This is a genomic window from Phormidesmis sp. 146-20, from assembly GCF_052939475.1.
The window spans coordinates 1-12,384 of sequence record NZ_JBJPHT010000042.1 but is presented as its reverse complement, the minus strand read 5'-3'; the positions used below and the strand labels follow the sequence as shown (position 1 = coordinate 12,384).

General features: G+C 49.8%; 14 protein-coding genes. 11 read left to right on the top strand and 3 right to left on the bottom strand.

Features of this window, described 5'->3' with window-relative positions; translation table 11 throughout:
* The first annotated feature begins 65 nt into the window (after nt 1-65).
* The 9 genes from atpB to ACKFKH_RS24825 all read left to right on the top strand — a co-directional run bounded on the left by atpB (nt 66) and on the right by ACKFKH_RS24825 (nt 7,231).
* Nucleotides 66-818: a F0F1 ATP synthase subunit A gene (gene atpB, locus ACKFKH_RS24865; RefSeq protein WP_446861031.1), complete on the top strand. Its 753-nt coding sequence runs from the start codon at nt 66-68 to the stop codon at nt 816-818.
* Between the two features lie 103 nt (nt 819-921).
* Nucleotides 922-1,167 (top strand): ATP synthase F0 subunit C, encoded by a 246-nt coding sequence (gene atpE / locus ACKFKH_RS24860; RefSeq protein WP_446861030.1) that lies wholly within the window; start codon nt 922-924, stop codon nt 1,165-1,167.
* A gap of 100 nt (nt 1,168-1,267) precedes the next feature.
* On the top strand, nt 1,268-1,690 hold the full coding sequence (locus tag ACKFKH_RS24855) for a F0F1 ATP synthase subunit B' (protein ID WP_446861029.1): 423 nt from the start codon (nt 1,268-1,270) through the stop codon (nt 1,688-1,690).
* A 74-nt stretch (nt 1,691-1,764) separates the two neighbouring features.
* A complete protein-coding gene (locus ACKFKH_RS24850; RefSeq protein ID WP_446861028.1) occupies nt 1,765-2,325 on the top strand; it encodes a F0F1 ATP synthase subunit B in 561 nt (186 codons plus the stop codon).
* Nucleotides 2,325-2,882, top strand: a complete 558-nt coding sequence (atpH, locus tag ACKFKH_RS24845; RefSeq protein WP_446861027.1) for an ATP synthase F1 subunit delta — start codon at nt 2,325-2,327, stop codon at nt 2,880-2,882. Before ACKFKH_RS24850 ends, atpH begins: the two co-directional genes overlap by 1 nt.
* 80 nt (nt 2,883-2,962) lie before the next feature.
* A complete protein-coding gene (gene atpA, locus ACKFKH_RS24840; protein ID WP_446861026.1) occupies nt 2,963-4,480 on the top strand; it encodes a F0F1 ATP synthase subunit alpha in 1,518 nt (505 codons plus the stop codon).
* A gap of 13 nt (nt 4,481-4,493) precedes the next feature.
* Entirely contained in the window at nt 4,494-5,441 is a 948-nt protein-coding gene (locus ACKFKH_RS24835; protein ID WP_446861025.1) for a F0F1 ATP synthase subunit gamma, read from the top strand.
* A 928-nt stretch (nt 5,442-6,369) separates the two neighbouring features.
* Nucleotides 6,370-6,678, top strand: coding sequence for a hypothetical protein (locus ACKFKH_RS24830; RefSeq protein ID WP_446861024.1), 309 nt, complete (start codon nt 6,370-6,372; stop codon nt 6,676-6,678).
* A gap of 112 nt (nt 6,679-6,790) precedes the next feature.
* Nucleotides 6,791-7,231: an FxLYD domain-containing protein gene (locus ACKFKH_RS24825; RefSeq protein WP_446861023.1), complete on the top strand. Its 441-nt coding sequence runs from the start codon at nt 6,791-6,793 to the stop codon at nt 7,229-7,231.
* Nucleotides 7,232-7,235: 4 nt separating this feature from the next.
* Here ACKFKH_RS24825 and ACKFKH_RS24820 read toward each other — a convergent pair whose 3' ends face one another.
* Nucleotides 7,236-8,324, bottom strand: coding sequence for an aromatic ring-hydroxylating dioxygenase subunit alpha (locus ACKFKH_RS24820; RefSeq protein ID WP_446861022.1), 1,089 nt, complete (start codon nt 8,322-8,324; stop codon nt 7,236-7,238).
* 271 nt (nt 8,325-8,595) lie between these two features.
* Nucleotides 8,596-8,958, bottom strand: coding sequence for a hypothetical protein (locus ACKFKH_RS24815; RefSeq protein ID WP_446861021.1), 363 nt, complete (start codon nt 8,956-8,958; stop codon nt 8,596-8,598).
* Nucleotides 8,959-9,370: 412 nt separating this feature from the next.
* On the opposite strand from ACKFKH_RS24815, the gene ACKFKH_RS24810 reads away from it, so the two are divergent.
* Together ACKFKH_RS24810 and ACKFKH_RS24805 are read left to right on the top strand one after the other, a co-directional pair.
* On the top strand, nt 9,371-9,565 hold the full coding sequence (locus ACKFKH_RS24810) for a hypothetical protein (RefSeq protein ID WP_446861020.1): 195 nt from the start codon (nt 9,371-9,373) through the stop codon (nt 9,563-9,565).
* Between the two features lie 90 nt (nt 9,566-9,655).
* Nucleotides 9,656-11,083, top strand: a complete 1,428-nt coding sequence (locus tag ACKFKH_RS24805) for a RecQ family ATP-dependent DNA helicase (protein ID WP_446861019.1) — start codon at nt 9,656-9,658, stop codon at nt 11,081-11,083.
* A 152-nt stretch (nt 11,084-11,235) separates the two neighbouring features.
* On the opposite strand, the gene ACKFKH_RS24800 is transcribed toward ACKFKH_RS24805, so the two are convergent.
* Nucleotides 11,236-12,078, bottom strand: a complete 843-nt coding sequence (locus tag ACKFKH_RS24800) for a DUF4394 domain-containing protein (protein WP_446861018.1) — start codon at nt 12,076-12,078, stop codon at nt 11,236-11,238.
* Nucleotides 12,079-12,384: the final 306 nt, after the last annotated feature.

The following is a 12,384-nucleotide window of genomic DNA, read 5'->3' as shown; positions in this document are numbered from 1 at the left end:
GGGAAGAGCAGAGGTTTGTACAAAATTCTTACTCCTTGAACTGGGGAAAGCCGCCTGAACTTGAAATGCTAAATTTCCTCGACGCTCCCAACTCCCTTCCGATCGCCAGCCTGGAGGTTGGTCATCACCTCTACTGGCAGATTGGCAACTTAAAGGTGCATGGGCAAGTTTTTCTTGTCTCCTGGTTTGTGATTGCTTTGCTCGTCGGTGCCTCACTGTTGGCGACGCGAAACATTCAGCGCATTCCCAGCGGCATTCAAAACTTGATGGAGTACGCGCTAGAGTTTGTGCGTGACTTGGCAAGAAATCAATTGGGTGAAAAAGATTATCGTCCTTGGGTGCCGTTTATTGGCACACTGTTTCTGTTCATCTTTGTCTCCAATTGGTCGGGAGCGCTAATTCCCTGGAAGCTGATCAAACTTCCAGAGGGAGAACTCGCTGCCCCAACGAACGACATCAATACGACCGTGGCATTAGCGTTGCTGGTGTCGCTGGCCTACTTCTACGCGGGCTTCAGCAAAAAAGGTCTGGGCTACTTTGCGAAGTATATTCAACCCACGCCGATTTTACTGCCCATTGCGATTCTCGAAGATTTCACCAAGCCTCTCTCCCTGAGCTTCCGTCTGTTTGGCAACATCCTGGCGGATGAACTGGTGGTTGCGGTTTTGGTGCTGCTGGTTCCTCTGTTTGTGCCGTTACCTGTCATGCTGTTGGGGTTGTTCACCAGTGCGATTCAGGCGCTTGTGTTTGCAACTCTGGCTGCCGCCTATATTCATGAGGCGATCGAAGGTCACGGTGAAGAGGAACACGCGCCGTAAAATCCTCAACTGTTTTGAACGCTGAATTTAGTCCGGGATTCGCCCAGTTCAGTTTTCAAGACGCAACACTCGTCTGTCCTGTTAACCCAAAGGTATAAGTATTATGGATCCCATCGTTTCTGCTGCTTCCGTTTTGGCTGCTGCTCTGGCAATTGGTCTGGCTGCGATCGGCCCCGGTATTGGTCAAGGTAACGCGGCTGGTGAAGCGGTTGCTGGTATTGCGCGTCAGCCCGAAGCAGAAGGCAAAATTCGCGGTACGCTGCTGTTGACCCTCGCGTTCATGGAATCGCTGACCATCTACGGTCTGGTGATCGCGCTGGTGTTGCTGTTTGCAAACCCCTTCTCATAGGGTAGATTTCCCAGTTCTGAGTGTTGAACCTTTCACTTGAGGATTCAGCACTCAAAACCTTTTGCAGTCTGCTTGCACTTTCTAGCCCTAACCCAAGACAATGTTTGATTTCGATGCGACTCTGCCCCTGATGGCAGTGCAATTCCTTCTTTTAGCCGCAATTTTGAACGTGGTTTTCTACAAGCCATTGACAAAAGTGATCGAAGACCGCAGCGATTACATCCGCAGTAACGATACCGACGCGAAAGAACGACTGGCTAAAGCTGAGAGCATGGCGAAACAGTACGAAACTGAACTCGCAGACACTCGCAGACAGTACCAGGCGACGATCGCTACGGCGCAGGCGGACGCTCAAAAAATTGCTGCTCAAAAAGTGGCAGAGGCTCAACAAGAAGCTCAAGCTCAACGAGAGCAAGCTCAGAAAGAGTTAGACCAGCAAAAGCAAGCTGCCATGCAAACGCTAGAGCAGCAGGTTGAATCGCTGAGTCGTGAAATTCTAGATAAACTTTTAGTCGGAATTTAACGGACTGCTCTGAGACGTTTGGGCACAAGATAGCAGACATAGGATAGTCAACGACGCAGTTGTGGATGAGTGTCATGGAAATTTTTTGGCAACTCGCTACCGGAGCCACTTTACTGGGCGCTGAGGTAGCAGAGGCAGCAGAGAAAGGTGGTTTCGGGCTGAACGCTGACATCCTGGAAACCAATCTGATCAATCTCAGTATTGTGATCGCCTTAGTGGTTTATTTCGGAAAAGGGTTCCTGGGTAAGATTTTGGGTGAGCGTCGTAGCGCGATCGAAACTGCCATCAAGGAAGCCGAACAACGTAAACAGTCCGCTGCTTCCGCTCTGGCCGAGCAGCAGCAAAAGTTAGCTCAAGCGCAAGGTGAAGCCGCCAAGATTCGTGCTTCTGCTGAAGACGGGGCAAAGGCTGCGAGAGAATCCATTTTGGCGAAGGCAGAACAAGACATTCAGCGAATGCGCGAAACGGCGGCTCAAGAAATGGGCAGTGATCAGGAGCGCGTCATCAATGAATTGCGCCAGCGAATCGCAGTTTTGGCCATGCAGCGGGCAGAAGGTGAGCTTCCTGGCCGTCTGAACGATGATGTGCAGCAAAGACTGGTTAACAGCAGCATCGCTCAGTTGGAGGTTTCTTAATGAAAGATAGTATTTTGACGGCTGAAGTTCTGGAGCCGTATGCTCAAGCGCTCTTGTCGCTGGCTCAGTCTCAAGACTTGACCGATCGCTTTGGTGAAGATGTCGGCGCGATTCTGGCTGCGTTCAACGATTCCCCAGATATGCGAGAGTTTTTGGCCAGCCCGATCGTCAATCTAGATGCCAAGCGCAGCGTGCTTCAGCAGGTATTTGGGGAACAAGTTCACCCCTACATGCAGAACTTCTTGAATCTGCTGGTCGATCGTCGCCGCATCGGATTTCTAGAAGGCATTTGCCGTCAGTATCAAACGCTGCTGCGGAAGCTCAAGCAGACCGTTTTGGCGGAAGTGACCTCGGCGATCGACCTCAACGACGATCAAAAGAACACGATTCGCGAACGAGTCAAATCGATGACTTCGGCCAATCAGGTGGATATCGAAACCCGCATCGACCCTGACTTAATTGGCGGTGTGATCATCAAAGTGGGTTCTCAAGTGATTGATGCCAGCCTGCGCGGTCAACTCCGCCGAATTTCCTTCCGTCTAGGTAGTGCAACCTAGAAACAGAGTGGCAATTTAACCCGCACTCAAAAACGTTTCATCCCTCCTCCCTCCTCCTTCATCCCTTCCAAGAGGTTCCAATGGTAGCAATCAGACCCGACGAAATTAGCAATATTATTCGTCAGCAAATCGAGACTTACGACAAAGGTGTAAAGGTTTCCAACGTGGGAACGGTGCTTCAGGTCGGAGACGGCATCGCCCGCATCTACGGTCTGGAAAAAGCAATGGCGGGAGAACTACTAGAGTTTGAAGACGGCTCCGTCGGAATTGCGCTCAACTTAGAAGAAGATAACGTGGGCGCGGTGTTGATGGGTGACGGTCGCGATGTGCAAGAAGGCAGTAACGTCACCGCAACAGGCAAAATTGCTCAGATTCCTGTCGGGGATGCCATGATTGGGCGCGTCGTGGATGCGCTGGCTCGTCCCCTAGACGGCAAAGGCGACATTCAAACCAACGAATCGCGTCTGCTCGAATCGCCTGCCCCTGGGATTATCGATCGCAAGTCCGTGTACGAACCCATGCAAACGGGGATTACAGCGATCGACACCATGATTCCCATCGGTCGGGGACAGCGTGAATTGATCATTGGCGATCGTCAAACGGGCAAAACCTCCGTTGCGGTAGACACGATTTTGAACCAGAAAGGCGAGAACGTGGTCTGCGTGTATGTGGCGATCGGTCAAAAAGCGTCCACCGTGGCCAACATTGCCAACGTGTTGCGCGAAAGAGGTGCTCTGGACTACACGATCATTGTGGCTGCAAACGCCAACGATGCGGCAACGCTGCAATACCTCGCTCCTTACACAGGTGCAACGCTGGCTGAATACTTTATGTACAAAGGTCGGCACACGCTGGTCATCTATGATGATTTGTCTAAGCAGGCTCAGGCTTATCGTCAAATGTCTTTGCTGCTGCGTCGTCCGCCCGGTCGGGAAGCGTATCCTGGCGATGTCTTTTATCTCCACTCTCGCTTGCTAGAACGTGCCGCAAAACTCAGCCCCGAAATGGGCGAAGGCAGCATGACCGCACTGCCGATCGTCGAAACTCAAGCGGGTGACGTGTCTGCGTACATTCCGACCAACGTAATTTCGATTACTGATGGCCAAATCTTCTTGTCGTCTGACTTGTTTAACTCTGGTCTACGTCCGGCTGTGAATGCGGGTATTTCCGTTTCGCGGGTGGGGTCTGCGGCTCAGACTAAGGCGATGAAGAAAGTCGCCGGGAAGGTGAAGCTGGAACTGGCTCAGTTTGCTGAACTGGAAGCGTTTGCTCAGTTTGCGTCTGACTTGGACAAATCGACTCAAAACCAACTGGCACGCGGTCAGCGACTGCGCGAACTGCTCAAACAGTCTCAATATTCTCCGCTGTCGGTGGGTGATCAAGTGGCGATTATCTACGCTGGAATTAACGGCTATTTGGATGATATCCCCGTCGAGAAAATCACCGCCTACGCCAAAGGTTTGCGCGACTATCTAGCCACTAGCAAGCCCAAGTATGGTGAAATCATCAGCACCTCTAAGGCACTTTCTGACGAAGCGGAAACGATTTTGAAGGAAGCGATCGCCGAGTACAAAAAAACCTTCCTGGCAGCAGCGTAAATCGGTACAAATCATGGCAAATCTCAAACTGATTCGCGATCGCATTCAGTCGGTCAAAAATACGAAGAAGATTACAGAAGCGATGCGGTTGGTGGCGGCGGCTAAGGTGCGTCGCGCTCAAGAGCAAGTCACTGCCACTCGTCCGTTTGCTGATCGCTTGGCTCAGGTTCTCTACGGCTTGCAGTCTCGATTGCGGTTTGAAGAGGCGGATCTCCCTCTGTTGAGAAAGCGCGATGTTCAGACGGTCGGATTGCTGGTGATTTCGGGCGATCGTGGTCTGTGCGGCGCTTACAACAGTAATGTGATCCGTCGGGCTGAAACTCGCGCCAAAGAGCTACAGGCTGAAGGAATTAACTATAAGTTTGTCCTCGTCGGTCGTAAGGCGATTCAGTACTTTCAGCGTCGTGAGCAGCCGATCGAAGGCACTTATACGGGGTTGGAGCAAATTCCGACGGCTGCCGAAGCTGCCCAAATTTCGGATCAACTGCTGTCTCTGTTTTTGTCGGATGGGGTCGATCGTGTCGAACTCATTTACACTCGATTTGTGTCTTTGATCAGTTCTCGTCCGGTGATTCAAACGCTCCTGCCGCTTGACCCCCAGGGTTTTGAAGTGGCAGATGATGAAATCTTTCGGTTGACGACTCGTGGCGGGCAGTTTCAAGTCGAGCGTGAGAAGGTGACTTCTCCGACGCAGAGCTTTCCGCAGGACATGATCTTTGAGCAAGATCCGGTGCAGATTTTGGATGCGTTGCTGCCGTTGTATTTGAATAACCAGCTACTGCGATCGCTGCAAGAGTCGGCGGCGAGTGAGTTGGCGGCCCGGATGACGGCGATGAACAATGCCAGTGAGAATGCATCTGATCTGATCAAAGGATTGTCGCTAACTTACAACAAAGCGCGTCAGGCTGCCATTACTCAGGAAATTCTGGAAGTGGTGGGCGGTGCCGAAGCTCAAGGCTAGGTTCAATTAATCAAGTAAGAAGATTTGCGTCTGGGGAAACTCAGGCGCTTTTTTAGTATTTGTAGGAGAGCTTTTTAATTGAATGTCAGTGGGAGAGCCTTTAAATAAAACGTGAATTCGATGAGGGTTTTTCGCTTCGCTGTTCACGGCTTTTGCCCCCCAACCCCCCAACCTAGGGGACTTTTAGACAAGATCCCGGTTCAAAGTCCCTCATTCGTGGGGGATTTAGGGAACTGCCGGGATTAACAACGGCGGCGAAAGATTTCATCGAATTCACGTTTGGCTAATGTGAATTCGATGGGAGTTTTTCGCTTCGGTCTTCAGCGCTTCTGCCCCCCAACCCCCCAATCTGGGGGACTATTAGATACTATTCTTCGTTCAAAGTCCTTCACTCGTGGGGGATTTAGGGGGCTGCCCGGATTTGTAACGGCAGCGAAAGATTTCATCGAATTCACGTTAACCAAAGTGATGCTGGGGGTTAATTGCACGCTTATTTGAGTCACAAATCCTGAGAAACTGCATAACGTTTGAGACTGTGACGTGTAACTCCTTGGACAAGGGATTTTACAAACTTGGGTCAAAAGAGGTTCATCATGCCACACAGTCTCGCCCCGATTTGGAAACGCAGTGCTGCTTTTGCGACAAGTCTGATGTTGGTAGCTGCTATTACTGAACAAGCTCAAGCCCAAGACCCGCCCTACACACAGTTTCAGCTTTATCCGAATGCTCAATTTATTCCCTGTATGGCAGCGAGTCCAGGCGTTACGCCGACGGTGGATGTAGCGGTGGCACGGGGCGATCGCAATGATCTGATGATTGTTAATTTGAAGGGCTTTAAGCAGGAATCAAGTTTGATCTGTTCACGGTTGAGCGGAGTATTTTTGCAGCGAACGGCGCTAAAGATCCTCAATTCAAGGGTTCGTTTGGTTTGGCGTGGTATCAAACTGACCTCGAACCTGGTGCGACTTCTGTTAAGACAATTCTTTTGGATCAGATTTTTGGCTTTAACCCCGATGTCAACCTCAAGCCGGCCAAGACCTTCCATGTTGGCTTTTGGTTTAACAACCCTGAAGATGCCAAGGCTTGTGGATTTGACCCCTCCAAACCAACTCCCTTTAATGGTGAACAAAAGGCCGGCCCTTTAGCGTTTATCAGCAAGCCGATCGCGCCTGCTCAATTAGGGCCGCTCTGCACCAAACCAAACACTTCGACTGTGCCTGCAACTTGTGATCCATAGAGGATCGGGAAGGAGAGAGGAGGGATGAATTTGGGGCTTGCTGGTTTGGAGGGGCTGGAGTTTCTGATTATCGATCGCTGAGATTGTTGACCACTTATCATTTGGTTGCGCTATGTTAAAACGCTTACTGATCGCGATCGCACTTCTCCCGATTTTGACTGAGCAGGCGATCGCTAATCCGATTGCTTTGAGTGCCGATCCGCCTCTTTGCTATATGCAGACCAGTGGGGGCAAGATGTTGAATTTGAGTGCGTTGTGTAGTCAGTCTGATCAAGTCTCCAATCTCAGATCTTCTAGCTTTAATATGGTGGCGAGTGCGGTGAACTATGATGGCAATTTGATCACAGGTCAAGTGACTAATCAAAGTGATCAAGTTGCTAAGAGCATTACAGTCAACTATGAAATTCAGGACGAGCAAGGCAAGGAAATCGACGCGGGGTTTGTCAAGTCTGACACGACGGCGATCGCTCCAGGACAGTCAATTCCCTTTCAAACAACAAGCAATCATCCAGGTGCCAAAGTTCAAATTATCTCGATCGATTGGGACTACTAAGCAATCAACAAGAATCAGAACATCCCTCCTCGCGCAGCGGATTACCCCCAAGGGGGAACAGATCATCGAAGTTCTCCCTCATCCCTCCCAACAGCGCTGCTAACTTACGCCGCATAATAATTCCCGGTTGGTCAGAAGCCATATGTTGTTCTGCATTCAAATCGAGCGGCGTATCGTAATCTGTAGATTCTAAAACGGCTTTGTCTTCTTGAGTGACTTGACGATCGAACGCTACAATATCCTCCGCTTTAGCATCCAGTTCGGTGTCATTGCGAACGCAAAACTGAATGACTTGAGAAGTACGATCGTTAATGGGAGTGGCCGCCGTAAAAATCAGATGTAGCAACCCATTAGGATACGTGATCTTCAACACTCGGCTGAATGGCATAAACCAGGTCATATCGTTGGTGCGAAGGGTTGTAGTTTGGGCGATTTGCAGATTTTTTTGTTGAAGCGGTGGATTGACGACAGGTACTTGAGTTTTGACATTAAGACCGTTTTCTAAGATTGTGGTTTGAATGGAAGCGGGTTCTGGTTGGGACTGGTCGCCAAAAGAAGCGGCATGAACGAAACTAAAATGAGCATTGTCAAACGAATTTTCCATCAGACGCAAACCGCTACAGTGCCACGGCTCATAAAATTCTGGAATCAGCCGATAGTCGGGATTTTCTGCCTCTAAAATTTCAGGAATCGGCGAGAGCGGATTTTGATCCAAACATACCCAAACGTAACCATAGCGCTTTGCACAGCGATAAGACTGCACTCGGTAGCTGGCTGGAATGGACTGGGCGGTGAGTTGGGGGACGTTGCCACAGGTGCCATCGGCGCGATATGACCAGCCGTGATAAGGGCAGCGAATTTGTCCATTGGCGACGATGCCTTTTGAGAGTTGGGCAGTGCGATGACAACAGCGATGATCTGTTCCCCCTTGGGGGTAATCGACTACGGCGGCGGGCTGTCCATCTGCGTCAAGCCAGAGCGCAATTTTTTGTCCCAATAGCTCAAAGGGTTGGGGTTTTTCAAAAGACAAATCGGCCAACGGCATGACGGGATACCAAAATCGCCTGAGAACGGGCTGTTGAGTCACCAGCATGGCAAAAACCTCGATAACACTGTGAGAGTTTCTATCGTTTTTTGACGAGCGAGTTTATAGCATGGAAGACAAAACGCTGATCGATTCGCTATCAATTTGAGTTACTCGCAAAGGGTTGCAAATCCAGTCAGCCCCCAAATCTCCCACCAGTGAGGAACTTTGAAGCAAAACCAATATCTGAAAGTCCCCCAGAATGGGGGTTGGGGGGCAGAAGATGCAACTAACGAAGCTTAAGAACTCGATCGACTTCCCAAAGACTAATTTCCAACGACTAACGATCGTCCCCTGCTTTTTGGCGCTGTCGAGTCAGAATGCTCATCACTTCGCCAAGCGAAGGCGCGGGTAGCAAAGGACTCCAATCGGTAGCATTTGCGAATCGTCGAACGTGTAGATTTTGAATCGCCTCCGTTACCCCGTCAGAGGAACCAATCAGCAACACGCGCAAGATTTCAAACTCATCAGAGTGAGAAATGGCAGCGTCAGGTAAAAGATCCTGTAACGGAACAAGAGACGAAACACGAAACGGAATGAAGCGGGGAATAGAATCGGGAAGAAATCGAAGTTGAATTGCTTCTAAAAGTGCGTAAGCAAAATCGCACAGCCAAAAGCCAGCGTTCAAAAGGCGCTCTGCCATTGTCATTACTCCAAATTTAGGTCTCCGAAGAAACCCAAAAAACTAGCCGCCCCGACAGGCAGAGCAAGTCAGAGCGGCCAAAGGAGTGATAAAATTCTCCATTAGCCCTCTGGACTGGTACGCACAGTCTCGCGGGTTAGCTGCCCTCGGTTGCGCTAACAGCCTTGGGCGGCGACAGACTAGATTTTTTGGGCGACCAGACGACTTTCCCGTAACGAAAAGATGTCCTTGATTTGAGAGAATATCTGGAATTTTGACTCACGTCAAGTAGCTGTTTCAGCAATTTTTATTTCGATTAGGATTTGAGATTTTTCCAGGTCACGCAATGTAAGCCTTCAAGTGAAATCTGAATAACTCGTAAGTTAGATGTCGAGATCAAGCGGCTCCGCAATGATAAGAAACAGCCGTTTTTATGGAGACAAAAGTTATGGTGCCAGGCGACAAACCGACTATCACCGACCACGTTGAACCCAGTCATTCTCGCCCTCCCGAAGGAGCCGTTTTACCCAAAGTTCCGTTCCCTGTATTCTGGGCAACCGGAATTTTGACCGGCGTTTCAATCTTCGTATTTGCAGTTGTCAACGACTACTTTAGTCTTGCTCACTAAGGCAAAATTTATAACTTAAATAGGTGGTCTGAGCCGTCGCATTCTGTTGTCAAAAAAGGGCATTCTAGGGCGATCGTAACTCACCAACGTATGACGCTTTCTCAACAGTCTTCACTTGCGACGCTTCAGGCCACCTTTCAAAAGATTTGGGGTTATAGCGATTTTCGACCGCCCCAAGGTGAAATTGTCCAAACCTTATTCGCTCAAAAAGATGCCATCATTGTGTTGCCAACGGGCGGCGGCAAGTCGATTTGTTTTCAGCTTCCCGCATTGATGCGATCGGGCTTGACGATCGTGGTTTCCCCCCTAGTTGCCCTAATGGAAAATCAGGTACAAGAATTGCAGCAGCGACGCTTACCAGCCGCTTTGTTGCATGGCGAACTGCCTCCTCAATCGCGCAGAAAAGTCCTTTGGGCATTAGAAAATCAGCAGTTACGGCTACTCTACCTTTCGCCCGAAACGCTTTTGAATCCAGCAGTTTGGCAGCGTTTGTGTCAGCCAGAATTACAGATCAACGGCATCATTTTAGACGAAGCTCACTGTCTAGCTGCCTGGGGCGAAACCTTTAGACCTGCTTACTATCGATTGGGAGCGGTGCGATCGTCCCTCCTTCAACACAAACCTGCGGGAAGTCGCATCGCGATCGCTGCCTTCACCGCCACCGCAGATCCACAAGTACAACAGACGATCAAACGCATTCTACAACTCGAAGCGCCACAGGTTTTTCGACTCAATCCCTATCGTGAAAACTTAAAGCTAAGAATCCAAGCCGTCAACACACCGAGAGAACGCCGCCAACAGTTACTTAAATTCATCCAACATCACCCGCAAGCATCGGGACTGATCTACGTCCGGAGTCGCAGAGAGTGTGAAGAATTAGCAGATTGGCTCCGTCAGCAATCATACAAAACAGATTGCTATCATGCAGGACTGGAACCAGACGATCGCCGCAAAATTGAACAAGCCTGGTTAAGCGATCGATTGCAATTTGTCGTTTGTACGAATGCCTTTGGAATGGGAATCAACAAGTCAAACGTACGGTGGATTGCTCACTATCACGCACCCTTTTTGTTAAGCGAATATGTGCAAGAAATCGGACGCGCGGGACGAGACGGCAAGCCTGCGACCGCTTTAATTCTAACTAGCGGATGGCTCGATCAAGCCGACAAACAGCGCTGGGAATTTTTTGAAAAGCAAACGCGATCGCAACATCAAACCGCCCAAAAACTCGCCCCCCAACTTCCCAAACAAGGCAGCATTGAGGAAGTTAATAAACAATTTAAAGAGGGTGCGATCGCGCTTTCTCTCCTCCACAGCACCCAGCAGCTAACCTGGACTGATCCGTTTCATTACATCATTCATTCAACTCGTCCCCAAGCTCCGCTCAATTCCACTCAGTCGATGCGTGACTTTCTCAAAACCCGCAACTGTCGCTGGCAATTTTTGCTTCAAGCTTTTGGCTTTGAGAAGGATGCAGACGGATTTCGGTGTGGGACGTGCGATCGATGTGAGGTGTGAGGTGTAAAGAGAAGATTTCAGAATCCACAATAGTTCATCCGGCGTTGCTGAACGGTAGTATAAATTCGCCCCCCAACCTCCAATTCTGGAGGACTTTCATCGGCGATTCATACTCAGATTCAGCAATGCCGTTCATCCCTCCTCCTTCATCCCTAATTCGACATTGGAAGCGCTGTCAACCCTATCAATTTCATTCCACGAGCGTTCCCGACGGTTGTAGCGGCACCCGTTGAAAGATTAATTGTGTACAGCGTGGAATTGGCGACAGCAAAGGCAGTATTGACCCCTGCACGCGGCGAGAAGATTTCAAACCCAGCAACCGTGTTGAAGTTAACGCCTAGAGCACCGATCGTTCCAAGCGTGCCATCATTGGGCGGGTTTTGCAGGACGAGAACATCGCGGCGAGAATCGATGTCAAACAGTTGAGTGGTGCGCGTTGGAGGCATAACTCCGGTTGGTGAAGGCGGCCCCGGAAAAGCATTGGTGTAAGACACGGCACCCACACGCGGCTGACTCTTTGCATTGGGGTCATCTTGAGCATAGTTTAACGGCTTGTCTACCATCACCATGCCGCTGTCTACATTGATGCGGAGATTTTGTCCATCTGCATTGACGACGCGCAGCAGATCGGGCACCGGATTGAAGTTGATCGCAGTGCTAAACCCTGGCTTAAAGGGAATCGACAGCGTGCTGATCAGTTTCGTTTCTCCAGTTGTGGGATTGATGGTGTAAACTTGGCTGCGGTTTGTCAGACCGTAGAGTAGCCCGTTGGAGGGACGCACATCAATGCCAATCAAAGTCCCGGCGATTCCTTGAACTTGTAGACTCTTACTTTTAGTCGGGTTATTGGGGTTAAAAGAGACGAGCGTGTTTTTGGCAGCCAGACCCACTAGCTGAACGTTAGGTAGATTGGTGGATTGAGCGCGATCGGTCATTGCCAAAACAGCCGTCAAACTTAATGCTGTGATAGCGATCGCAGGGGTGAGGCGTTTCATCAGTCATCCTCCCGTGTTGGGTAAGGGTTCGCTGACTTGTCCGCTCAGAAGTCTGTAGTAGATCTCGATCGAGCTTCTTCTTTACAATTCCTTTAATCTATGGCTAGACTTTTTGAAGTTTGAGTAAAGGATCAGTGAATTTTGTTGACAGAAATGAAGTTTTTTCTCTTGTTCGATGTCCCAAACAGGCTTTTCAGATCAGTGAGGCATTAGAAACTGGGACAATGTTTCGCAAAAATTTAGTTAATCTTGCGGCGTTGTTGCATAAAGAGGGGTTGCGGAGGGTAGAGACATGGTAAGTTTCAA

Coding starts and splice junctions, on each gene's coding strand:
- ACKFKH_RS24800 (WP_446861018.1), bottom strand. CDS start 12,078: ATGAAACGCCTCACCCCTGCGATCGCTATCACAGCATTAAGTTTGACG.
- ACKFKH_RS24835 (WP_446861025.1), top strand. CDS start 4,494: ATGGCAAATCTCAAACTGATTCGCGATCGCATTCAGTCGGTCAAAAAT.
- atpB (WP_446861031.1), top strand. CDS start 66: ATGCTAAATTTCCTCGACGCTCCCAACTCCCTTCCGATCGCCAGCCTG.
- ACKFKH_RS24815 (WP_446861021.1), bottom strand. CDS start 8,958: ATGGCAGAGCGCCTTTTGAACGCTGGCTTTTGGCTGTGCGATTTTGCT.
- ACKFKH_RS24805 (WP_446861019.1), top strand. CDS start 9,656: ATGACGCTTTCTCAACAGTCTTCACTTGCGACGCTTCAGGCCACCTTT.
- ACKFKH_RS24810 (WP_446861020.1), top strand. CDS start 9,371: ATGGAGACAAAAGTTATGGTGCCAGGCGACAAACCGACTATCACCGAC.
- atpE (WP_446861030.1), top strand. CDS start 922: ATGGATCCCATCGTTTCTGCTGCTTCCGTTTTGGCTGCTGCTCTGGCA.
- ACKFKH_RS24850 (WP_446861028.1), top strand. CDS start 1,765: ATGGAAATTTTTTGGCAACTCGCTACCGGAGCCACTTTACTGGGCGCT.
- atpA (WP_446861026.1), top strand. CDS start 2,963: ATGGTAGCAATCAGACCCGACGAAATTAGCAATATTATTCGTCAGCAA.
- ACKFKH_RS24855 (WP_446861029.1), top strand. CDS start 1,268: ATGTTTGATTTCGATGCGACTCTGCCCCTGATGGCAGTGCAATTCCTT.
- ACKFKH_RS24820 (WP_446861022.1), bottom strand. CDS start 8,324: ATGCTGGTGACTCAACAGCCCGTTCTCAGGCGATTTTGGTATCCCGTC.
- ACKFKH_RS24825 (WP_446861023.1), top strand. CDS start 6,791: ATGTTAAAACGCTTACTGATCGCGATCGCACTTCTCCCGATTTTGACT.
- atpH (WP_446861027.1), top strand. CDS start 2,325: ATGAAAGATAGTATTTTGACGGCTGAAGTTCTGGAGCCGTATGCTCAA.